The organism is Streptantibioticus cattleyicolor NRRL 8057 = DSM 46488 (assembly GCF_000240165.1).
In the GTDB taxonomy this organism is placed as follows: Bacteria; Actinomycetota; Actinomycetes; order Streptomycetales; family Streptomycetaceae; genus Streptantibioticus; species Streptantibioticus cattleyicolor.
This window is the reverse complement of the sequence record NC_017586.1, coordinates 4,437,185-4,459,241: the sequence shown is the minus strand read 5'-3', so window position 1 is coordinate 4,459,241 and position 22,057 is coordinate 4,437,185. Positions and strand designations below refer to the sequence as shown.

Here is a 22,057-nt window from a genome sequence, read left to right as displayed (position 1 = left end):
CCGGCCGTCCCGTCCGCGCCGGCGGGCGGGGCGGCCGGAACGCGCGACGACGTACCCTCGTGCGGCGTGAGGGACGGCGTGGCGGACGGTGTGGCGGGACGGGTACGGGGGCGCGGGATGGAGCGGGCCGAGGGGGTCGGGGTGACCGTCGGTGCGCAGGTGCGCCGGCTGCGGGAGTTCCGCGGGCTGTCGGTGGCGGAGTTGTCCCGGCTGTCGGGGGTGAGCCGGGCGACGTTGTCGATGCTGGAGTCGGGGCGGGGCAACCCGACGATCGAGACGGTCTCGGCGATCGCGGTGGCGCTGCGGCTGCCGCTGGGCGATCTGCTGGTGGACCCCACCCCGCCGGAGCCGGTGCTGCGGCCGGGCACGCCGCGTCCGCAGACCAGCCGGCAGGACCTGCTGGACCGGATCGGGGCGGGCGGGCACAGCGAGATATGGCGGCTGCGGCTGTGCGGGGCGGGCCGCCGGGTCGACAGCCCGCCGCACACCCGCGGCACCCTGGAGCGGGTGGTGGCGCTGCGCGGCCGGCTGCGGCTGGGCCCGGTGGACCGCCCGGTGGTGCTGGCCACCGGTGACTTCGTGGTCTTCCCGGCGGACGAACCGCACTTCTACGAGGCGGTGGACGACGAGGACGTGGACGCGGTGATCGTGATGACCTATCCGGCGGCGTCGTAGGCCCTGTCGTCGAAAGGTCGCCGCCCGCCCGGAGGGCGGTGCCCCGCGGCTTCCACGGGGGTCCCCCCAGGTGAGGCGGAGCCCGACCGTGCGGGCCGACGGCCGACAACGCCGCGAGCGCGCGGGGCAGACGTCGCGGGGCAGACGTCGCGGGGCAGACGTCGCGGGGCAGGCGACATGTTGACGACAGGGCCTAGGCCAGGTCGTAGTCGGTGATCGGTACCGGGGTGCGGACCATGCCGCGTTCCACCGCCTTGCGGACGGCCTCGGTGCGGCAGGCGGCGTCCAACTTGGCGTAGACGTTGGACAGATGGCGTTTGACGGTGCCCTCGGTGATGACCAGTTCGCGGGCGATCTGTGAGTTGCGCAGGCCCCTGGCGACCAGGGCGACGACCTGGAGTTCGCGGGCGGTCAGCAGGTGCGGGCCGGTCTCGCGCAGCCCGGCCAGGGTGCGCTGGGAGACCGAGAGCACCACCCGGTCGCGGTGGCCGGCCACCCCGCGGATGGTGCCGATCAGTTCCTCGGGGCTGCTGTACTGGGCGATCGCGGCCTGGGCGCCGGCCGCCAGGAGTCTGCGGACCGCGCCGGGGTCGTCGTGGGCGAGCATCGCCACGATCCGGCTGACCGGGGTGGCCCGGCGCAACTCGGCGACGTCGCCGTAGGGTTCCCGGCCGCCGGAGGCGACGCCGAGCAGCACGACGTGGGGCTGGCGGGCGCGCAGCGCGGAGAGCCCCTCGCGTACCGTGGCCGACTCGGCGACTACTTCGAGGGCGGGTTCGGCGGCGAGCACGTGGGCCAGTCCGGTGCGCAGGAAGACGTTGTCGTCGACGACGGCGAGCCGGATCGCCGCCTGCTGCCGGCGGACTGCGGCCGTCGCGGCGCCGCGGTGGAGGGTCATGCGGTTTCCGCCTTTCGCCTGGTGGTCTCGGGGTCCGGCGTCCCCCGTTCACCGCCGGTCGGTCGGCGTTGCGACATCAGCGGGCGGTGGCGGCGCACGGTGCGGCCGAGCCAGACGCCCGCGGCCTGGGAGGTGACGATGGAGAGCACCACCAGGCTGGTGAAGAAGTCCTCGCTGATGACGCCGGCCGCGTAGGTGACCGACGCCAGGATGATGCCGGGGCCGCCGCGGGCGTTCATGGCCACCGCGATGTTCCCGGCCGACGCGGCGTCCTGCCCGGCCAACCGTGCCCCCGCCCACACCCCGGCCGACTTGACCACGCAGGCCAGCGCCAGGAACCACAGGAAGAACACCGGGTCGAAGTGGCGGATCAGGTCGAGCTTGAGGCCGACGACGGCGAAGTAGACGGGGACGAAGAAGGCGAGCGAGATGGCCCGCAGGGTCTGGTACGACCCCGGGGCGGCGTCCGCGGCGGCCTCCGGCACGGCGGGCGCCGCGCGTTCCTCGCCGGGCACCGGGCCGCCGGCGCTCAGCCCGGCCGCCAGCGCGCCGAACATCGGGTCGATGCCGAGGCCGGAGCAGGCCAGGCAGAGCGCGAAGAGGTAGGCGATCCGGAACGCGGTCGGGCTGCGCCGTTCCAGGACGTTCCAGCGGCCGGAGCGCAGCGCGTCGAAGGCGGCCCGGCCGCGCCACAGGAAGAGCCCGAAGAAGACCACCGGGACGAGGGAGAAGAAGACCACCGCCCACGGCAGCGACACCCGGCTGAGCGCCCCGCCGACGCCGTAGGAGTCGCCCGCCCTGGCCTGGGCGATGCCGAGGACGACGGCGAGCAGCGCGTAGAGCACCACGTCCTCCAGGACCGCGACGGCGAGCACCACGCGGGCGAAGACGGTGCGCAGGATGCCCAGGTCGAGCATGATCCGGGAGATCACCGGGACGCTGGTGACGGCGATCGCCATGCCGAAGACGAGGGCGAGGCTGGCCGGGTTGCCGTGCGGCCCGGAAAGGCCGGGCAGGGATACGGAGTTGGCCACCAGCAGCCCGGCGGCGAACGGGACGAAGAGGCCGGCGCCGGCCACCCAGACCATGGTGCGCCGGTCGGAGCGGGCGACGTGGCCGCGCAGTTCGGCGCCGGTGAGGTAGACCAGCAGCAGCATCCCGATGCTGTAGAAGGCGCCGAGCACCTCGCCGGTGGCGCCCTTGGCCGGGAAGAGCCACGTCTCGGCGGTGGGCCACAGCGCGCCGAGCACGGTGGGGCCCAGCACCAGGCCGCCGACGATCTCACCGATCACCGGTGGCTGCCGCAACAGTTGGAAGATCTGGGCGCCGGCGTGGGCCAGCACCGTCAACAGCCCGAGGGCGATGAGGACATGGGCGAGTTCGACGGTTGTCAGGGACACCGGGCACCTCCCGAAGGCCGGGCCGAAACCGCATCAGGTGAATTCCTATCGGAGCGGTTCGCCGGTGTCCATCGCCCGGTCGGCTATTCCTTGCGGGCTTTCCGTTCCGCCGTGCGGATTCCGTCTCCGGGTGGAGTTCGCGGGGCGTTCACCACCTGGCGGCGGAGGGCGACTTTCCGCATCGCGACGGATGCGCCAGGGCACCGGTCGCGGCAGGCTGGCCCGGACAACCACACAGGCACCACCGGCAGTCGGAGGCTGGAGCATGGCAGTCGTACCATCCGGGTCCGGGGCGCAGCGGCCGGTTCCGGAATTCAAGGTGGCCGATCTTTCCCTGGCGGAATTCGGACGCAAGGAAATCACGCTGGCCGAGCATGAAATGCCGGGGCTGATGGCGATGCGGGCGGAATACGCCGGGAGCCGGCCGCTGCGCGGGGCGCGGGTCAGCGGTTCGCTGCACATGACGGTGCAGACGGCGGTGCTGATCGAGACGCTGACCGCGCTGGGCGCCTCGGTGCGCTGGGCGAGCTGCAACATCTTCTCCACCCAGGACCACGCCGCGGCGGCCGTGGTGGTGGGCCCGCACGGCACCCCCGAGGAACCGCGCGGGGTGCCGGTGTTCGCGTGGAAGGGGGAGAGCCTGGAGGAGTACTGGTGGTGCACCCGGCAGGCGCTGACCTGGCCGGAGGGGGGCCCGCAGCTGATCGTGGACGACGGCGGCGACGCCACCTTGCTGGTGCACCTGGGGGTGGAGTACGAGAAGGCGGGCGCGGTGCCCGACCCGGCCACCGCCGGCTCGGAGGAGGAGGCGGTGATCCTGCGGCTGCTCGCCGGCACGCTGCGCGAACAGCCGCGGCTGTGGACGACGGTGGCCCGGGACGTCATCGGGGTCTCGGAGGAGACCACCACCGGGGTGCACCGGCTCTACGAGCGGGAGCGCGACGGCACGCTGCTGTTCCCGGCGATCAACGTCAACGACTCGGTGACCAAGTCGAAGTTCGACAACCGCTACGGGGTGCGCCACTCGCTGGTGGACGGGATCAACCGGGGCACCGATGTGCTCATCGGCGGCAAGGTGGCGGTGGTCTGCGGCTACGGGGACGTGGGCAAGGGGTGCGCGGAGGCGCTGCGCGGCCAGGGCGCCAAGGTGACGGTGACCGAGGTCGACCCGATCTGCGCGCTCCAGGCGGCCATGGACGGCTACCCGGTGGCCACCTTGGAGGACATGCTGCCCACCGCGGACATCGTGATCACCGCCACCGGCAACCGGGACATCGTGCGGGTGGAGCACATGGCCGCGATGAAGCACCTGGCGATCGTGGGCAACATCGGCCACTTCGACAACGAGATCGACATGGCCGGGCTCGCCGGCTTCCCGGGGATCCGCCGCGTGAACATCAAGCCGCAGGTGGACCAGTGGACGTTCCCGGACGGCCACGCGGTGCTGGTGCTCAGCGAGGGCCGGCTGCTCAACCTGGGGAACGCCACCGGGCATCCGAGCTTCGTGATGTCCAACAGCTTCGCCAACCAGGTGATCGCGCAGCTGGAGTTGTTCACCCGGGCCGAGGAGTACCCGGTGGGCGTCCACCGGCTGCCCAAGCGGCTCGACGAGAAGGTGGCCCGGCTCCACCTGTCGGCACTGGGCGCCCGGCTGACTAAGCTGACCAAGCGTCAGGCCGACTACATCGGGGTCCCCGTGGAGGGCCCGTACAAGCCGGACCACTACCGATACTGAGGGGGGACGCCCGGGATGGAAGCGCCCCGTCCCCGGCCGGCCGGCGCGTTGCGCCGCCTGACCGTCTTCACGGATCTGGCCGACCGGTGCGCGGGGCGCCCGCGGTACGCCGAGATCGTCCGCCTCGGCCGTCAGCGCGGGTTACGCGGGATGAGCGTGCTGCGCGGCATCGGCGGCTACGGCCGCTCCGGGGTGGTGCGCGAGGGCGGGCTGCTGCGCCCGCCCCGCGACCTGCCGGTGATGGTGGTGGCGGTGGACACCGCCGAGGCCATCGAGTCGTTCCTGCCGGTGCTGGAGCGGATCGCGCCGGAGAACCTGATCGTGCTGGACGAGGTGCGGGCGGTGCGCTTCCCGGCGCCGGGGCGCGGGCCGGGGCCGGATCCGCTCAGCCGGCCGGGGTCTTCTGCCTGACCTTGGCGTTGAACTTCTCCAGGTGGATCACGGCGCGCTCGTGGGTGCCGGAGCCGATCTCGTCCACCCCGTCGTGGGCGCTGACCCGCCAGCTGAGCCGCCGTCCCTCGACCGAGCGCAGTTCGGCGGTGACGGTGACGGTCAGGCCCGGCGGGGTGGCGGCGGTGTGGGTGACGCAGATGGCGGTGCCGAGGCTGCCCTCGCCGGGTTCGAGGTAGGGCGCCATGGCCCGCACGCACGCCCACTCCATCAGCCCCACCATGAACCCGGTGGCGAACACCTCGGGAAATTCGGCGAATTCGGGGGACTCGGGGTACAGGTGGCGCACCGTCTTGTGCGGCGGGACCACGAAGTCGTGGGTGAACCGCTCGCCGACCCGCATGCCGTCCTTCATGGGCCACTCCTCACTGGTGCCGGGGCGAAGGGACCGATCTCGCCGTTCCCATGGTGCCCCGGGGGCCCGCTCCGGCGGTGGCTTTCCGGCCGGGTGGCGGCCGGTCAGCCCCGGCCGGGGACGGGGACGGTGACCAGTCCGGTGCGGTAGGCGCAGGCGATGGCCTGGGAGCGGTTGCGCAGGCCCAGTTTGCCCAGCAGGCGGGAGACGTGGGACTTGACGGTGGCCTCGCCGAGGGAGAGGTGGCCGGCGATCTCGGCGTTGGACATCCCGGCGGCCATCAGCCGCAGCACCTCCAGTTCGCGGCCGGTCAGCCCGGGGACGCCGGGGGCGGCACCGGGCCGGGCGGCGCCGCCGGATCCGGTCAGCCACGGCCCGTCCGCCAGCACCGCCGGGGGCAGCACGGCGTACCCGGCGGCCACCGCGCGGGCCGCCGTCACCAGGCGGCGCGGCGGGTCGCCGGTGGAGACGAAGGCCCGGCCGCCGGCCATCAGCCCCTGCACCGCCAGCGCCGGGTCGAAGCTCTGCGCGAGGAAGACCACCCCGGTGCTGCGGGTCTCCGGGGCGCGGGCGAGGGCGCGGGCCACCTCGAAGCCGTGGCCGCCGGGCAGGTCGAGGGCGGTGAAGAGCAGGTCGGGGCGGAGCCGCCGGACCGTCCGCAGCGCCTGTTCCCCGTCGGCCACCTCGGCGACCACCTCGATGTCCGGCTCGCCGGCCAGGATGGCGCGCAGCCCGCCGCGGATGAGGAGGTTGGGGTCGCACAGCGCGATGGTGGTCACCATGGGTCCCTCCGGACGAGGGCGGGGGCCGGGCCTGGCCCGGAGGTGGCATCCGCCGTACGCCAAGTGGTGTACACACGGCGTGCCATGGCGAATATGCCGTAAGCAACAGAGGGCCACAACGCGCATTCCGGACAGTCTCGGCGGTCCCGGCCTCCCCAGCCGGTGGCCCGTGCCACAGCCGCCGTGCCCCGCGCGCCGGTGACGACCGCCCGACGAGCGGGTATCCGCCCTGTGCGGGGGAGCGTGCCGGTGGCGTGTTCCGGACCGTTCCGGCCGGGCCGGGACGGCGGGGCGGGCCCGGCTCGGCGATGCTGTGGACGCCGGACCGGAACCGTCCGTGACGACACCGGAAGGTTGCCCTTCCCGATCGGCCGTGACCGCGGTACGTCCCCAACATGACCGGCCACCGCTGTCCGCCGTGCGGGGTCCCCCACGCCGAAGGCGGAAGTACCCGATGAGCGCTCGCAAACCGTTGTCGTGGGTCGCCGCCGTGCTCGACCAGCTCACCGACCGGCTGGCGGGCGCGGCCGGCGGCCATCCGGCGGCCTGGGGCGGGGCCGACCGGCGTCCGCCCAGCCTCGGCGAACTCGACCTGCATTTGATCGGCCGCGGCCGGCACGAGCGGCTGTGGCGGGTGCTGGGCGCCCATCCGCGCCGGCGCCCCACCGCGCGCGGCCCGGTGGACGGGGTGTCGTTCGCGCTGTGGGCGCCCAACGCCGCCGACGTGCGGGTCTTCGGCGACTTCAACGGCTGGGACCCGGTCCCGCACGCCCTGCGTCCGCTGGGTGTCTCCGGGGTGTGGCAGACCTTCGTACCCGGGGCGCGGGCCGGTGACCGCTACCTGTTCCGGGTGCTGGGCGCCGACGGGCGGTGGCGGGAGAAGGCCGACCCGCTGGCGTTCGCCGCCGAACGGCCGCCGGGCACCGCGTCGGTGGTGTACACCTCCGGGTACACCTGGGGCGACCAGGAGTGGCTGGCCCGCCGGGCGGCCACCGACTGGCACGGCCGGCCGGTGAGCGTCTACGAGGTGCACCTGGGCTGCTGGCGGCACGGCCGCGACTACCGCCAGCTCGCCCGGGAACTCGGTGGCTACCTCCAGCACCACGGCTTCACCCATGCCGGACTGCTGCCGGTGGCGGAGCACCCGTACAGCGGATCGTGGGGGTACCAGGTCAGTTCGTACTACGCCCCCACCGCCCGGTACGGCGATCCGGACGGGTTCCGGGCACTGGTGGACGGGCTGCACCGGCGCGGCATCGGGGTGATCATGGACTGGGTTCCGGCCCATTTCCCGCGCGACCCCTGGGCGTTGGCGCGCTTCGACGGGACGGCCCAGTACGAGCACCCCGATCCGGTGCGCGGGGAGCACCCGGACTTCGGCACCCTGGTCTTCGACTACGGCCGGCCGCAGGTGCGCAACTTCCTGGTGGCCAACGCGCTGTACTGGCTGGAGGAGTTTCACCTCGACGGGCTGCGGATGGACGCGGTCTCCTCGATGCTCTACCTGGACCACTCGCGCGCCCCGGGGCGGTGGACACCCAACGCCGCGGGCGGGCCGGAGAACTGGGAGGCGGTCGGCCTGCTGCGGGAGGTCAACACCGCGGTGCACCGGGCGCATCCGGGGGTGCTCACCATCGCCGCGGAGTCGGCGACCTGGCCGGGGGTGACGGCCCCGGCGGACCAGGGCGGCCTGGGGTTCGACCTCAAGTGGGACCTGGGCTGGGCGCAGGACGTCCTGGGGCACCTCGGCCGTCCCCCGGCGCAGCGCCACGGCCGCCACCACGATCTGACGTTCCCGCTCACCTACGCCTGGGACGAGCGGTACCTGCTGCCACTGTCGCATCTGGAGGCGGTGCACGGCAGGGGGTCGCTGTGGCAGCGGATGCCGGGTCCGGCGCCCCGCCGCGCCGCCGGGTTACGGACCCTGCTCGCCTGGACGTGGGCCCATCCGGGCAAGCAACTGCTCTTCATGGGCGGGGAGTTCGGGCAGCCGGCGGCGTGGGGCGAGGGGGGTTCGCTGGACTGGGGGGCGCTGGACGACCCGGCCGAGGGACGGCTGCACCGCGGGATCGCCGAGCTGGTGACCGAGGTGAACCGGCTCTACCGGGCGCTTCCGGCGCTGTACTCCGCCGACGGGCGGCCCGAGGGGTTCTCCTGGCTCGCCGCCGACGACGCCGCCAACGCGGTCGCCGCCTTCCTGCGGCACGGCACCGACGGCTCGGTGCTGGTCTGCGTGGCCAACCTGTCCGGGGTGCCCGCCCCCGGCTACCGCGTCGGTGTGCCGCGGCCGGGGCGGTGGCGGGTGGTGCTCAACACCGACGCGCCGGCGTTCGGGGGCGCCGGGCAGGGCAGCACCGGGACGCTGCCGGCCGCCCCGTTGCGCTGGCAGGGGCTGGGGTACGCGGTGACGGCCGACCTGCCGGCCCAGGGGGTGCTGTGGCTCGTCCCCGACCCGGGGTGACCGGGGCTCACGCCGCCGCCAGCCGTACCACCTCGGCCGCGCACCCCCAGGCCACCGTGACGCCGGCGCCGCCGTGGCCGTAGTTGTGGACGCACCGGGTGCCGTCCGGCAGCGTCTCGGCCTCCAGGCGTACCGCGTCGCGCCAGGGCCGCAGGCCGGTGCGTTCGGCGAGCACCGGGGCGGTGGCGACGGCGGGCACGATCCGGGCGCAGCGGGCGACGACGGCGGCGGTGGCCCGCGGGTCGGGCGCGGTGTCCCAGGCGTCCTCCTCGGCGGTGCCGCCGAGCAGCAGCCCGTACGGCTGCGGGAAGAGGTAGACCGCCTCGGCACCGTCGTCGGCGTCCACGAACCACTCGGTGACCCCGGGGTTGGCGACGACCACGGTACGGCCGCGTACCGGCCGGACCCGGGGGTCGGGGACGAGCTCGCGGGCGGCGAGGCCGGTGCAGTTGACGACCAGCGGGGCGTGCCGGGCGGCCTCGGTCAGCGAGCCGGCCGCGCGGCGCTCGACGGTGCCCCCGGTGGCGGTGAACCGGCGCAGCAGATGGCCGAGGTGGGTCGGCATGTCGATCAGCGGCAGCCGGGCGCGGAAGGCGGCCGGGACGCCGGGCGGCAGCTCCTCCGGCGCGGCCCGGCGCACCCCGGGGACGTGGCCGGTCCAGTAGGGCAGCGGGGCGGCGGGGCCGTCGAGCGCCTGGGTGCCCTCGACCAGCCGTACCCCGGTGGCCGGGCCGGCGGCGAGGGAGGTGAGGACGGCGAGGGTGTCCCGGGCCCACGCCTCCACCCGGTCGCGGGGCTCGATACGGTACGGCTCCCACAGCGCGCCGGCCACCGCGGAGGTGGTGGCGGCGGACGGGTCCGGGCTCCAGATCCGTACCCGGGCCCCGGCCTCGGTCAGGCGTATCGCCGAGGTGAGGCCGACGATCCCGGCGCCGAGCACGATCGCGTCGCAGTCCATGGCGGGACGTTACCCCCGCCGCCGGTGCGTCTACACACGCGTAGTAGGTTGAGGCCACTCGGCCCGGACGCGGCACCCCCCGGATGCGTCCGGGCCGAGCCGTTCACGCCACCGTTCCCGGCGAAGATCACTTCTGTGACATCCCGGGCATGCCGCCCATCCCTTGCTAAGTTGCCAGCCATGCCGGCAATGCGCACCACGACGGCGGACGCTCCCCCGCCCGCCGTACGGCGGCCCGAGCGGCGCGGCGCGGAACTGGCCCTGCTCGTCCCGGCCGTCCTGATCCCGCTGTACGGGTACGTGGAGGTGGGGCTGGCCCGGCGCGGCGCGGTGCCGCCGGGGGTGGCCGGCTACGGCGGCACGCTGGCGGGGCTGGCGGGGCTGGCCCACCTGGCGGTGCGCCTGCGGGCCCGCAACGCCGATCCGCTGCTGCTGCCGATCGCGGTGCTCCTCAACGGGCTGGGGCTGGTGCTGATCTACCGGCTGGACCTGCAGACCCCCGGGCGGGCCGCGGCGCCCACCCAGATGATGTGGTCGGCGCTGGGCATCGCGCTGTTCACGGTGGTGGTGGCGGCGCTGCGCGACCACCGGGTGCCGGCCCGGTACGGCTATCTGTCGATGGCCGTGGCGCTGGTGCTGATGGTGGTGCCGGTGTTCTTCCCGGCGGTCAACGGGGCCCGCATCTGGATCCGGGTGGGCGCCTTCTCCATCCAGCCCGGGGAGTTCGCCAAGATCCTGCTGGCCGTCTTCTTCGCCGCGTACCTGGCCGCCAACCGGCACGCGCTGGTGTTCACCGGGCGCCGGGTGTGGCGGCTGCGGCTGCCCACCGGACGGGTGCTCGGCCCGGTGCTGGCGATCTGGGCGGTCAGCGTCGGGGTGCTGGTGATCGAGACCGACCTGGGCACCTCGCTGCTCTTCTTCGGCCTCTTCGTGATCATGCTCTACGTGGCCACCGGGCGCACCGGATGGATCGCGGTGGGGCTGCTGCTGGCGGTGGCCGGGGCCGCGGTGGTCGGCTCGCTCGAACCCCATGTGCACGGCCGGGTCACCGCCTGGCTCCATCCGCTGGCCGGCACCACCACCGGGCAGGGCGCGGGCCAACTGGCGCAGGCGCTCTTCGCGTTCGGGGCCGGCGGGCTGCTCGGCGCGGGGCTCGGCCAGGGCCACTCCATCCTGATCGGCTTCGCCGCCAGGTCCGACTTCATCCTGGCCACCGCGGGCGAGGAGCTGGGGCTGACCGGGCTCACCGTGCTCTTCCTGCTCTACGCGCTGCTGGCCGCCCGCGGTTACCGGGCGGGGCTGGCGCTGCGGGACCCGTTCGGGCGGCTGCTGGCCACCGGGCTCGCCGCGATCCTCTCCCTCCAGGTCTTCGTGATCGCCGGCGGGGTCACCGATCTGATCCCGCTGACCGGGATGGCCATGCCGTTCCTGGCCCAGGGCGGCTCCTCGGTGGTGACCAACTGGATCATCATCGCGCTGCTGATCCGGCTCAGCGACGCCGCCCGCGCGCACCACCCGGCCCGCCCGGAGACGCCGTGATCCGCTGCGTCCGCCATGTCACCGTCTTCTGCGCCCTGTTGCTGGCCGCCCTGCTGGTCAACGCCGACCGGGTGCAGTTCGTCCAGGCGCCCTCGCTCGCCCGCAACCCGGCCAACCGGCGTTCCCTGATCGTCCGTTGGGACCGGCCGCGCGGTGACATCTACGCCGGGCCGGAACGCCTCACCGGCTCCCGGGACACCGGTGGCCGGCTGCGGTACCGGCGCACCTACACCGCGGGCCCCCGCTACGCCCCGGTCACCGGCTACGCCTCCCAGACGTTCGGCACCACGCTGCTGGAGAACGCCGGGGACGCGGTGCTCTCCGGCACCGATCCGCGGCTGGCCCCGGTGCCGCTGTGGCAGGCGGTCACCCGCGCGCAGGCCCCCGGCGGCCGGGTGCGGGCCACCGTCTCGCCCGCCGCGCAGAAGGCCGCCTTCGACGCGCTCGGCGGGCGCACCGGCGCGGTGGCCGCGCTGGAACCGGCCACCGGCCGCATCCTGGCGCTGGTCTCCAGCCCCTCGTACGACCCGGGTTCCTTCGCCGGCGCCGGCCCGGCCGACGTGGCCGCCTGGCGGCGGCTGACCGCCGACCCCGGCCGGCCGCTGCTCAACCGGGCGATCCGGCAGACCTATCCGCCCGGCTCCGCGTTCAAGGTGGTCACCGCCGCCGCCGCGCTGGAGTCCGGCAAGGTCACCGACCCGGAGGCGGCCACCGACTCCCCCGACCCGTACCAGCTCCCCGGCACCACCACCCGGCTGGCCAACGAGGCCGACGGCTGCGCGGACGCCTCGCTGCGCCGCGCCCTGGAGCTGTCCTGCAACACCGTCTTCGCCAAGCTCGGCGTGGACGTCGGGCTGCCGGCCATGGTGCGCACCGCCGAGTCGTTCGGCTTCGACGCGGCGGGGCCGGCCATCCCCTCCCGGGTCACCGGCTCGGTCTTCGACACCGCCATGGACGGCGCGCAGCTCGCCCTGTCCTCCGTCGGCCAGTACGACACCCGGGCCACCCCGTTGCAGATGGCGATGGTGGCCGCGGCGGTCGCCAACGGCGGAGTGGTGATGGCCCCCTACCTGATCGACCAGGAGACCGACGCGCACGGCTCGGTGGTCGCCGTCACCCGCCCCACCGTGCTGCACCGGGCGATGAGCGCGCGCACCGCCGGGCTGCTCCAGCGGATGATGCTCGGCGTGGTCACCGACGGCACCGGCGGCAACGCCGCGATCCCCGGCGTGGAAGTGGGCGGCAAGACCGGCACCGCCCAGCACGGGGTGGGCAACACCGGCACCCCGTACGCCTGGTTCATCTGCTGGGCGCGGCCCAAGGGGGCGTCGGCGGCGCCGGTGGCGGTGGCCGTGGTGGTGGAGGACGCCGCCGCCGACCGGGCCGACATCTCCGGCGGCGGCAACGCGGCTCCGGTGGCCAAGGCGGTGATCTCCGCGGTGCTGGGCGGCGGCTGACCGCTCAGGCGCTCTCCTTCCGCCGCACCGTGCAGGACAGCTCGCCGTCGGCCACCTCGGCCACGACGGTGTCACCGGGTTCGGCGGCCCCCTCCAGCAGCAGGCTCGCCACCCGGTTGTCCAGCTCGGACTGGATCACCCGGCGCAGCGGCCGGGCGCCGAACTCCGGCTGGTAGCCCATGTCGGCCAGCCACTGCCTGGCCTCGTCGGTCAGCTCCAGGTCCAGGTCCTGGGCGCGCAGCCGGCGGCGGCTGCGGTCCAGCATCAGGTCGACGACGACCGCCAGGTTCTCCCGGCTGAGCGGGTGGAAGACGATGATGTCGTCGATCCGGTTGAGGAACTCCGGCCGGAAGTAGGCCCGCAGCTCCGGCTGGAGGGCGTCGCGGATCTCGGTCAGCGGACGGTCGGCCAGCCCCTGGATGCGCTGGGCGCCGATGTTGCTGGTCATGATGACCACGGTGTTGCGGAAGTCCACGGTGCGGCCCTGGGCGTCGGTGAGCCGGCCGTCGTCGAGCACCTGGAGCAGCAGGTTGAAGACGTCCGCGTGGGCCTTCTCCACCTCGTCGAAGAGCAGGACGCTGTAGGGCTTGCGGCGCACCGCCTCGGTGAGCTGCCCGGCCTCCTCGTGGCCGACGTACCCGGGCGGCGCGCCCACCAGCCGGCTGACGGTGTGGCGCTCCTGGAACTCGCTCATGTCGAACCGGATCAGCCGGTCCTCGTCGCCGAAGAGCAACTCGGCCAGCGCCTTGGCCAGTTCGGTCTTGCCCACCCCGGTCGGGCCGAGGAAGAGGAAGGAGCCCACCGGGCGGTCGGGGTCGCCGAGCCCGGCCCGGTTGCGGCGCACCGCCTCGGCGACCGCGGTGACCGCCTCGTCCTGGCCGACCACCCGCTGGTGGAGGGCGTCCTCCAGCTTCAGCAGCCGTTCGCGTTCGGTGGCGGTGAGCTTGTCCACCGGGATGCCGGTGCGGGCGGCGACGATGGCGGCGATGTCGGCGGCGGTGACCGCGGCGACGCCCTCGCGCCGCTCGCCGAGCCGGGCCAGCTCCTCCTCGGCCCGGGTGATCCAGCCCTTGAGCCGGTCGGCGCGCGGGTAGTCCTCGGCGGCCACCGCCTCGTCCTTCTCCCGGCGCAGCTTGGTCAGCCGGTCCTCGATCTCCACCGCCTCGGTGCTGCGCCCCATGGAACGCAGCCGTACCCGGGCGCCGGCCTGGTCGACCAGGTCGATCGCCTTGTCCGGCAGGAAGCGGTCGGTGAGGTAGCGGTCGGAGAGCTCGGCCGCCGCGGTGAGCGCCTCGTCCTGGAAACGTACCTGGTGGTGGGCCTCGTAGGCGTCCCGCAGCCCCTCCAGGATCTGCACCGTCTCCTCGACGGTGGGCTCGCGGACCAGCACCGGCTGGAAGCGGCGTTCCAGCGCCGGGTCCTTCTCCACGTGGCGCCGGTACTCGTCGATGGTGGTGGCGCCGATCAGATGGAGTTCGCCGCGGGCGAGGGCGGGCTTGAGGATGTTGCCGGCGTCCATCGAGCCCTCGCCGGTGCCGCCGGCGCCGACGACGGTGTGGAGTTCGTCGACGAACAGGATCAGTCCGCCCTCGGCGGCCTCCACCTCCTCCAGCACCTTCTTGACGCGTTCCTCGAACTCCCCGCGGTACTTGGCCCCGGCCACCATGCCGACCAGGTCGAGGGCGACCACCCGCTTGCCGGCCAGCGGCGCGGGGACGTCGCCGGAGACCACGCGCTGGGCCAGCCCCTCGACGATGGCGGTCTTGCCGACGCCGGGTTCGCCGATGAGGGCGGGGTTGTTCTTGGTCCGCCGGGAGAGCACCTCGACGGTCTGCTCGATCTCGTCGGCCCGTCCGACCACCGGGTCCAGCCGTCCCGCCCTGGCCTCCTCGGTCAGGTCGCGCCCGTACTCGTCCAGGGTCGGGGTGTCGCTCGGCGGCTTTCCGGCCCCGGCCCCGGCCGCCCGGCCCAGCTCGCGCCGACTCCCCTGGTCGAGCTGGGAGCCGAGCGCCTGCGCGGCGGCGCTGCCGGGCTGCTCCACCAGGGCCTGGAGGATGTGCTGGGGCCCGATGTAGGAGCTGCCGGTGGCCTGCGCGGCGGCGTGCGCGGCCAGCAGCGTGCGCTTGGCGGCCGGGGTGAGCTGGGGGTTGGCCGCCGGCTCCAGGTCGCCGGAGGGCAGGACGCGGGTCAGCTCCTCGGCGATCCGGTCCGGGTCGGCTCCCGCCTCGGCGAGCACCGCGCGGACCGGTTCCAGCTGGGTGGCCGCCCACAGCAGATGGTCGGTGTCCAGGTCGGCACTGCCGTCCTCGGCGGCCCGCCGGGCCGCCAGCGACAACAACTCACGCGCCGAATCGCTCAGCAACCGCCCGATCGGCACCCGCTGCACCGCCGGCGGCGCCGAACGCGGGGTCAGCCCCAGGAACCGGCCGAGCAACTCGGCGAACGGGTCGTTCAGAGGGTTTTCCGGAGAACCGGGCAGCATGGGCCGTCACATCCTCGCGCCCCCGTCCCGCCGACACGGTCCCGGGCGGCGACCGTACGGAAAGCGCCGCGCGCACCTACGCCCCCCGGTCTCCCCCGCCCGGGAGAACCCCGCGACCGGGGGGCCGGTCGCCGCCCTCCGGGCAGGGGGCATACGCGGTGGACGCTCGCCAGGTCACTCCCCGTAGAGCCTGGGCAGGTCGACCAGGAGGAGGTCGTCACGGCGGTCGGCGAGCTTGATCAGATCCGGGTAGAAGCCGTGCAGTGAGTACAGGGCCAGGGTGGTGTCCTTGGTGCCGTATCCCTGTTCGGCGAGCAGGGAGCGGATGCGTTCCAGACGCTCCAGGTCCCCGGTACCCCGGCGGGCGGCCGTCGCCTTGGCTTCCCCGAGGAGTGCGATCCTCGTCCGGGGAGCTTGCGGACGTTCACCCGCCGCCAGGGCGATGACGTCGACCTCGTGTTTCGTCCGGGCTTGTGGATCGGCGACCTCGGTGGTGCCGACCGGCCCGGGCAGCCCGCCGGGCAGCAGGGTGTGAGCGTAGCGGCGGGTGAAGTCGCGGGCCAGTTCCTCGAAGTGCGGGCCGAGGATCTTGGAGTTGAAGGTCGGGACGGCCTGCTGCCAGACCTGCTCGGCGAAACCCTGTTCCACGGCGGCGGCCTGCGGCAGGGTGATGAGCTGGTTGAAGCGGATGACGGGGTCGGCGAGGGTGATGACCGGGTGCCGGGCACGCAGGATGTCCTGCTCGCGCCGGATGTAGCCCGTCGACTCCAGCACGCCCAGCGGGTGGGCGACGGCGTTGCGAGAGCGTTCCAGCGCGGCGCCGATCTTGCTGGGGGTGGTGGCGCCCTGAGCGATCGCGGTGAGGATGTCGTAGTACAGCGTGTGCTGCGTGATCCTCGGGTCCTCGCGCAACAGGTCCTCGGTCTCGGTCCGCGAGTACACCGCGCGGCCCGGATCGAGCAGGGTCCGGGCGAGCCAGGTGTCGAAGCCGTCGTCCGGGTGCGGGCGGGCGGCCACCGGACGGTAACCGGGTGCGCCGCCCAGGACCGCGTGCACCTTCAGCGCGGTCAGCGGGTCGGTGATCCGCCAGAAGTCGCAGCTGGCCCGGTAGTCGAAGGGGCCCAGACGCAGATCCACCACGGCCCGGCCGCGCAGCGGCTTCGTCCCGGACAGCAGCTCGTGCATGACGCTCATCGCGGAACCGCACAGGATCAACCGCGGCCCCGGCCCAGCAGCAGGTCGGGAGCCGCGCTGCCGCTCGTCGTAGAGCTGCTGGAGCAGCCCCGGAATCTCGGGCGAGTGCTGGAGCAGATACGGCAACTCGTCGATCACCAACAGCGGGTGCGGCGAACGGGCCGTCACATCGAGGGCGTTCGACAGCACGTCCCGCCAGTCCGTCAGGCGCAGGCTCCCCTGCCGCAGACCGGCGTAGGCGGCGACCGCGTCGCTGAACCGCTGGATCGCGGGCAGCCGCCCTTCCTCCCGCACCGCCGTCACATACAGGCCGCCGACCTGCTCGGACAGGGCCTGCAGCAGGTACGACTTCCCATGCCGCCAACGCCCGGACACGATGCCGAGCCGCATCGCGGGATCCGGATCGGCAAGGAACTCCGCGAGCAGCTCCCACTCCCGGCATCGGTCCACCAGGTCGTCCGGCTTGACCAGCAGATCATTCTTCACCGGACCTCCCCCACCCTGGCCCCGGCGGTCAGGCGAGGACGGGCGGGGTCACGGCGGGGGCGCGGTGGCGTTGGCGGCGGGCTTCGTAGAGGACGGTGGTCGCCGCGTTGGCCGCGTTGAGGGAGCTGGCGGAGCCGCCCATGGGGATGCGGACGAGGTGGTGGCAGGCGTCCCGCCAGGCGGTGCTGAGGCCGTTGGTCTCGTTGCCGACGAGCAGCAGGGTGGGGCCGGTGAGGTCGAAGTCGAACACGTCGGCCTCGCCGTGCTCGTCCAGTCCGACCACGGTCACCGCCCGGTCCGCCAGCCACGCCGTCACCTCGCGCGGCGAGGGCACCCGTACCGCCGGGACGGCGAAGAGCGAACCGGTGCTCGCCCGCACCGACTTGGGGTCGTACACGTCGGCGGCGTGGCCGCTGACGACCACCCCGTGCGCCCCGAAGGCGTCCGCCGAGCGGATCACCGAGCCGATGTTGCCGGGGCTGACCGGGCGGTCGAAGACGACGCCCAGGAAGTCCTCCGGCACCGGGATCCGGGCCAGGTCGTCGGCGGGCAGCTCGGCCACCGCGATCACCTCGGGCGCCGCCGCGTCCTTCTCCCCCAGCTCGGCCAGGAGTTCCGGTGCCATGGCGATCCGCTCCGCACCGGTGTCCCGGACGATGCCCTCCGCCCAGCGCGACAACGGCCGCCCGGCCGCGTAGAGCACCGCCCGCAGCGGCCAGCCGTGCTCCACCGCCAACCGCAGCGGACGCACCCCCTGCACCAGGAACTCCCCGGCCCGCTGCCGCTTGTTCCGGTTGCCCAGCAGCGCCTGCCACTGCTGGAACCGCGCGTTACGCGTGGTGATCCGCTGCGCCATTCCGTTCCTCAGCCCCGTCCACCGTCGTCGTACGTCCCGCCCCGCACCGCGTCCAGAAACGCCGCCCACGCCCCGGCTGCCGCCGTCAGCACGGTCCCGGGGTCGTCGCTCTCCCGGAGGTGGACGAGGGGGCCGTCACCGGACGCCATCTCGACGCAGTTTCCATTGCCGCCCCCGCTGTAGGACGACTTGCGCCACGCGAGCTGATCCATCGGGCTCCTTCTACAGGCTGTACATCACATGCTGGATGAGGCTCAGAGAGTCACGCGCCTCGTGGGACTCCGGTGCGGCATGCGGGTCGACCGGGTCGAGTGCCAGTTGCGAGAGCCTCTCGAACATCTTGGCGTACGCGTCGACGTCATCACCATCCCCGAGGAACCAGTAGCGCAGGGGGTGTTCGAGGTACAGGGTGTCGAGCTCCGGGACCCCGCTGCCGTAGATCCCGAAGGAGCAAGTGTAGGGCGAGTAGGCCCCGGCTTCGAACGGAAAGATCTGCACGGTGACGTTGGGCAGTCGGGCGACCTCCATCAGCCGCAGCAACTGCTTGCGCATGGTCGCGGCACCGCCGATCTGTACGTGCAGCGCCGCCTCGTGGATGACGGCACGGTAGGTAACACCAGCACCGAGCACGCGCTGCCGCGCCAGGCGGAACTCGACGAAGCGCTCGATCCGTCGGGCATCGGCCTCCGACTCGCCGATCACCGCACGGGCGTAGTCGGCGGTTTGCAGCAGTCCCGGTATGAACAGCGGCTCATGCATGCGAATGGTTGTGGAGCGGGATTCCAGCTCCGCCAGGTCGCAGGCGTGGCGCGAGACGACGTCCGTGTACCCGTCCCACCACCCCCTCCCCCGCTCCTGCGCCATCTCCATGATCCCGTCGAACAACGGGCCCGGCGGGCAGCCGTACGCGCGCAGCAGTTTGTACAGGCGGTTGCGGGAGACGTCGATGCGACCGGCCTCGATGTTGCTGATGCGGGCGCGGTCGGCGTCGAGGAGGGCTCCCGCCTGGTCACCGGAGAGCCCGGCGCGGGTGCGTAGCTTCCGCAGTTCGGCGCCGAGGCGGCGCTGCCGCTCGCTGGGTCGGCTCCTGGGTGCCATCGGGTTCCTCCTTGTGACGTCCGAGCAGTCTGTCGATGCCGTCGCGACGGAGCCACCGGTTACCGCCGACCGTCACCCGCGAGGGTGGAACCCTGGGGAAATCGTTGCGGCTAAGGAAAATGTTTCCCTACCGTCGGACGCCCATCCCGCCCCACCGCCGGAGGCCACCGCATGGGCACCGAATGCTCCCTCGTCTTCCCGCCCGATCCGATGTGGGTGCGCTCCGCGCGGGAGGCGGTGCGGACGTTGCTGACGCTGGCGCGGCGCGGGGCGCATGTGGACGTGGCCGTGCTGCTCACCTCGGAGGCGGTGACCAACGCGGTCGACGCCTGCGCGCGGGCGCGGTGTTCGGCGCCGGTGACGGTGTACGCGGAGCACGGCGCGCGGTGTGGTGAGGTGCTGCGGGTGCTGGTGCACGACGAGGCGCCCGGGGAGCCGGTGGTGCGGGCCGTGGGGGCCGACGACGAGCACGGGCGGGGGATGCCGCTGATCTCGGCGTGGGCGGCGGAGTGGGGGGTGTGCCGGTACGGGCCGGCGCGGGGGAAGACGGTGTGGTTCGAGCTGGCGACGCCGGTGCCGGGGCGCTGACCGTCCGGACGAGTTGTGACGGGGCGGCGACGCACGCTGATCGTCAATCGTTCAACTTCCGTCGCTCGTGGCACAACACCGGCACAACACAGCACAACGGATCATTCCGGCCATCCGGTGGCGGATCATGGCGCCATGGATGATCAGGACTTCCTGGGCCGGGCGGAGCACTTCGCACGGCGGTTGGCGGGGGCCGGGAAGCGGCTGGACGAAGCGTCGTTCGGGCTGCTGGTGCGGATCCTGGGTGGGGTCAACGACGCGTTGGTGCGGCGCGGCGGGGCGGTGGACGTTCCGCTGGCCGAAAGTGAACGAAGGTTGCTCACCCCCCAGTTGGGGCGGGAGCTCCAGGCACTGCTGGGGGCGCTCGGGCCGGCGGCCCCCGCAGAGCGCCTGTGCGCGGAAACCACAAGAACCCCACCCCCTTCTGCTTTGCGCCCGCCACCGGATATCCCTGAGAGGACGGACACCTGCGAAGGGGACGGGCCATGACCACCACACCCGCACGCCACCACGCCGAGTGGTACGTGGACGAGCGCTGCACCAACTGCGACGTCGCGCGGCAGATCGCGCCGGAGCTGATCGGGGAGGAGGACGGGCGGTCGGTGGTGCTGCGGCAGCCGCGCGACGCGGCGGAGACCGCGCTGCTGCACGCCGCCGCCTACGCCTGCCACACCCGGTCGGTCCGGCCACCCGACCGCACCCTCGACCCGGCGCTCGACCCGTACCCGATGGCACTGGACGAGAACGTCTACTTCTGCGGCCACAACTCGCGGCGGACCGCCGCCGCCAACGCCTACCTGCTGCGCCGCGAGGCCGGCAGCCTGATGGTGGACACCCCGCGCTACAGCGAGGAACTGGCCGCGCGGTACGAGGCGTTGGGCCCGGTGACCGACGTCCTGCTCACCCACCGCGACCACGTGGCGCACGGCCGGCGCTACGCCGACCGGTTCGGCGCCCGGCTGTGGATCCACGAGGGCGACCTGGACGCGGCACCCGACGCCGACCAGGTGGTGCGCGGCACGGAGCCGGTGCCGGTGGCCGAGGGGGTGTGGTGCCATCCGCTGCCCGGCCACACCCTCGGCAGCGTGCTCTACGTCGCCGACGACCGCTACTGCTTCAGCGGGGACAGCTTCTACTGGTCGCGCACGACCGGGGACGTCGAGGTGGCCCGGTACGTGACCTGGTACTCGATCGAGGCGCTGGCCGCCTCGCTGGCCCGTACCGTGCCGCGGCTGCGGTTCGAGTGGCTGCTGCCCGGGCACGGCGACCGGCGCCGGCTGCCCGCCGACGAGATGGCCCGCCGGATGCGCGGCCTGGCGGAACGGACCGCGGGCCTGGAACCGGTGCCGGTGGACTTCGCCGCGCACCGGTGGTGAGCGGGGCCGTCAGCCCCGCGTGCCCTCCTGGATCGTCTCGGCCACCTCGGCCACCCGGGCGGCCTCCTCGGCGGCGAACCGTTCGGCGTCCAGCTTCTCGGCGATCTCCTCGTCCTGGGCCATCAGCAGATCGAGGTTGGAGTCGCCGAGTTCGAAGACCCCGAGGTCGTGGTAGGCCCGTTGCAGGCGTTCGCCCCACAGGCCGATGTCCTTCACGCACGGCACGATGCGACTGAAGAGCAGTTTGCGGAAGAGCCGCAGGTATTCGGAGTTCTCGGTGAGCTGTTCGGCGTCCTTGCGCGGGATGCCGAAGTTCTCCAGTATCTCGGCGCCGCGCAGCCGGTCGCGCATCAGGTAGCAGCCCTCGATCACGAACTCCTCGCGTTCGCGCCGTTCGGCGTCGGTGAGCTGCTGGTAGTGGTCGCGCAGCGCCATCCGGCCGAAGGCGACGTGGCGGGCCTCGTCCTGCATCACGTAGGCGAGGATCTGCTTGGGCAGCGGCTTGTCGGTGGTGTCGCGCAGCATGCCGAACGCGGCCAGCGCCAGCCCCTCGATGAGCACCTGCATGCCGAGGAAGGGCATGTCCCAGCGGGAATCGCGCAGGGTGTCGCCGAGCAGCGTCTGCAACTGGTCGTTGACCGGGTAGAGCAGGCCGACCTTCTCGTGCAGGAAGCGGGCGTAGATCTCGGCGTGCCGGGCCTCGTCCATGGTCTGGGTGGCCGAGTAGAACTTCGCGTCCAGGTCGGGGACGGACTCCACGATCCGGGCGGCGCACACCATGGCGCCCTGCTCGCCGTGGAGGAACTGGCTGAACTGCCAGGCGGCGTAGTGGCGGCGCAGGTCACGCTTGTCGCGCTCGCTCATCCTCGACCAGTACGGGGTGTCGTACACGGCCAGGTTCCGGTCCGGGACGCCCAGCGGGTCGTACGGGTCCACCTCCAGGTCCCAGTCGATCCGCCGGGCGCCGTCCCACTGCTTGTCCTTGCCCTTCTGGTACAGGGCGAGCAGCCGGTCCCGGCCGTCGTCGTACTCCCAGGTGAGTCGGGTGTGGCCGGCCGCCGGCAACTGCCAGTCGGGGCCGTGGGCGCTGTCCACGTAGAGCTCGTGCGTCGACACCGACGCCTCCTCCGCCTGATGGGGTGGCTGTGCGCGTGGCTTTCGTTCGCAGCGTCACACGGAACTTACTCACCGGTCAACAAGTCGTGCGACACCCCTTGACGGGCTTGCTGACACCGAGTCTCATAAGACGGTGACCGCGGGTAACCCG

The 22,057-nt window shown here is 73.3% G+C and carries 20 protein-coding genes; 9 read left to right on the top strand and 11 right to left on the bottom strand.

The annotated features are described in order from the left end of the window. Positions 1-66: 66 nt before the first annotated feature. Positions 67-675, top strand: coding sequence for a helix-turn-helix domain-containing protein (locus SCATT_RS19670; protein ID WP_231905129.1), 609 nt, complete (start codon positions 67-69; stop codon positions 673-675). A gap of 193 nt (positions 676-868) precedes the next feature. On the opposite strand, the gene SCATT_RS19665 is transcribed toward SCATT_RS19670, so the two are convergent. Both SCATT_RS19665 and SCATT_RS19660 read right to left on the bottom strand, forming a co-directional pair. After that, the gene (locus SCATT_RS19665; protein ID WP_014144876.1) at positions 869-1,573 is read right to left on the bottom strand and encodes a response regulator transcription factor; all 705 of its coding nucleotides are present in this window, start codon (positions 1,571-1,573) and stop codon (positions 869-871) included. Continuing rightward, positions 1,570-2,973: a cation:proton antiporter gene (locus SCATT_RS19660; protein WP_014144875.1), complete on the bottom strand. Its 1,404-nt coding sequence runs from the start codon at positions 2,971-2,973 to the stop codon at positions 1,570-1,572. Before SCATT_RS19660 ends, SCATT_RS19665 begins: the two co-directional genes overlap by 4 nt. A gap of 265 nt (positions 2,974-3,238) precedes the next feature. Here SCATT_RS19660 and ahcY point away from each other — a divergent pair, with 265 nt between their 5' ends. Together ahcY and SCATT_RS19650 are read left to right on the top strand one after the other, a co-directional pair. Next, positions 3,239-4,708, top strand: a complete 1,470-nt coding sequence (gene ahcY / locus SCATT_RS19655; RefSeq protein WP_014144874.1) for an adenosylhomocysteinase — start codon at positions 3,239-3,241, stop codon at positions 4,706-4,708. A 15-nt stretch (positions 4,709-4,723) separates the two neighbouring features. Then, positions 4,724-5,119: a DUF190 domain-containing protein gene (locus tag SCATT_RS19650; protein ID WP_014144873.1), complete on the top strand. Its 396-nt coding sequence runs from the start codon at positions 4,724-4,726 to the stop codon at positions 5,117-5,119. On the opposite strand, the gene flK is transcribed toward SCATT_RS19650, so the two are convergent. Then, positions 5,094-5,513: a fluoroacetyl-CoA thioesterase gene (gene flK, locus SCATT_RS19645; protein ID WP_014144872.1), complete on the bottom strand. Its 420-nt coding sequence runs from the start codon at positions 5,511-5,513 to the stop codon at positions 5,094-5,096. The two genes, SCATT_RS19650 and flK, sit on opposite strands and share 26 nt — an antisense overlap. Positions 5,514-5,617: 104 nt before the next feature. After that, positions 5,618-6,295, bottom strand: a complete 678-nt coding sequence (locus SCATT_RS19640; RefSeq protein ID WP_014144871.1) for a response regulator transcription factor — start codon at positions 6,293-6,295, stop codon at positions 5,618-5,620. A 454-nt stretch (positions 6,296-6,749) separates the two neighbouring features. Here SCATT_RS19640 and glgB point away from each other — a divergent pair, with 454 nt between their 5' ends. Further along, positions 6,750-8,756, top strand: coding sequence for a 1,4-alpha-glucan branching protein GlgB (gene glgB / locus SCATT_RS19635; protein ID WP_014144870.1), 2,007 nt, complete (start codon positions 6,750-6,752; stop codon positions 8,754-8,756). Between the two features lie 7 nt (positions 8,757-8,763). Here the strand turns inward: glgB and SCATT_RS19630 are convergent, their stop codons facing one another. Then, entirely contained in the window at positions 8,764-9,714 is a 951-nt protein-coding gene (locus SCATT_RS19630; protein WP_014144869.1) for an FAD-dependent oxidoreductase, read from the bottom strand. 189 nt (positions 9,715-9,903) lie between these two features. Here SCATT_RS19630 and SCATT_RS19625 point away from each other — a divergent pair, with 189 nt between their 5' ends. Both SCATT_RS19625 and SCATT_RS19620 read left to right on the top strand, forming a co-directional pair. Next, the gene (locus SCATT_RS19625; RefSeq protein ID WP_014628355.1) at positions 9,904-11,253 is read left to right on the top strand and encodes an FtsW/RodA/SpoVE family cell cycle protein; all 1,350 of its coding nucleotides are present in this window, start codon (positions 9,904-9,906) and stop codon (positions 11,251-11,253) included. Beyond that, positions 11,250-12,710, top strand: coding sequence for a penicillin-binding transpeptidase domain-containing protein (locus SCATT_RS19620; protein WP_014144866.1), 1,461 nt, complete (start codon positions 11,250-11,252; stop codon positions 12,708-12,710). Before SCATT_RS19625 ends, SCATT_RS19620 begins: the two co-directional genes overlap by 4 nt. A 4-nt stretch (positions 12,711-12,714) precedes the next feature. Here the strand turns inward: SCATT_RS19620 and SCATT_RS19615 are convergent, their stop codons facing one another. The 5 genes from SCATT_RS19615 to SCATT_RS19595 form a co-directional block, all read right to left on the bottom strand. Further along, entirely contained in the window at positions 12,715-15,192 is a 2,478-nt protein-coding gene (locus SCATT_RS19615; protein WP_014144865.1) for an ATP-dependent Clp protease ATP-binding subunit, read from the bottom strand. Positions 15,193-15,366: 174 nt separating this feature from the next. Beyond that, a complete protein-coding gene (locus tag SCATT_RS19610; protein ID WP_014144864.1) occupies positions 15,367-16,872 on the bottom strand; it encodes an AAA family ATPase in 1,506 nt (501 codons plus the stop codon). A 28-nt stretch (positions 16,873-16,900) separates the two neighbouring features. Then, positions 16,901-17,728, bottom strand: a complete 828-nt coding sequence (locus SCATT_RS19605) for a TrmH family RNA methyltransferase (RefSeq protein ID WP_014144863.1) — start codon at positions 17,726-17,728, stop codon at positions 16,901-16,903. 8 nt (positions 17,729-17,736) lie between these two features. Beyond that, positions 17,737-17,940, bottom strand: a complete 204-nt coding sequence (locus tag SCATT_RS19600) for a DUF397 domain-containing protein (RefSeq protein WP_014144862.1) — start codon at positions 17,938-17,940, stop codon at positions 17,737-17,739. A 10-nt stretch (positions 17,941-17,950) separates the two neighbouring features. Continuing rightward, positions 17,951-18,826, bottom strand: coding sequence for a helix-turn-helix domain-containing protein (locus tag SCATT_RS19595; protein ID WP_014144861.1), 876 nt, complete (start codon positions 18,824-18,826; stop codon positions 17,951-17,953). A 171-nt stretch (positions 18,827-18,997) separates the two neighbouring features. Between SCATT_RS19595 and SCATT_RS19590 the strand changes: the two genes are divergently transcribed. The 3 genes from SCATT_RS19590 to SCATT_RS19580 all read left to right on the top strand — a co-directional run bounded on the left by SCATT_RS19590 (position 18,998) and on the right by SCATT_RS19580 (position 20,790). After that, complete coding sequence (locus tag SCATT_RS19590; protein ID WP_014144860.1) at positions 18,998-19,414, top strand: ATP-binding protein; 417 nt, start codon at positions 18,998-19,000, stop codon at positions 19,412-19,414. 135 nt (positions 19,415-19,549) lie between these two features. Continuing rightward, a complete protein-coding gene (locus SCATT_RS19585; RefSeq protein WP_014144859.1) occupies positions 19,550-19,903 on the top strand; it encodes a hypothetical protein in 354 nt (117 codons plus the stop codon). After that, positions 19,900-20,790, top strand: a complete 891-nt coding sequence (locus tag SCATT_RS19580; RefSeq protein WP_014144858.1) for an MBL fold metallo-hydrolase — start codon at positions 19,900-19,902, stop codon at positions 20,788-20,790. The genes SCATT_RS19585 and SCATT_RS19580 overlap by 4 nt, the downstream gene beginning before the upstream one ends. A gap of 9 nt (positions 20,791-20,799) precedes the next feature. Here the strand turns inward: SCATT_RS19580 and SCATT_RS19575 are convergent, their stop codons facing one another. Further along, a complete protein-coding gene (locus tag SCATT_RS19575) occupies positions 20,800-21,906 on the bottom strand; it encodes a ferritin-like domain-containing protein (protein ID WP_014144857.1) in 1,107 nt (368 codons plus the stop codon). Positions 21,907-22,057 lie beyond the last annotated feature (151 nt).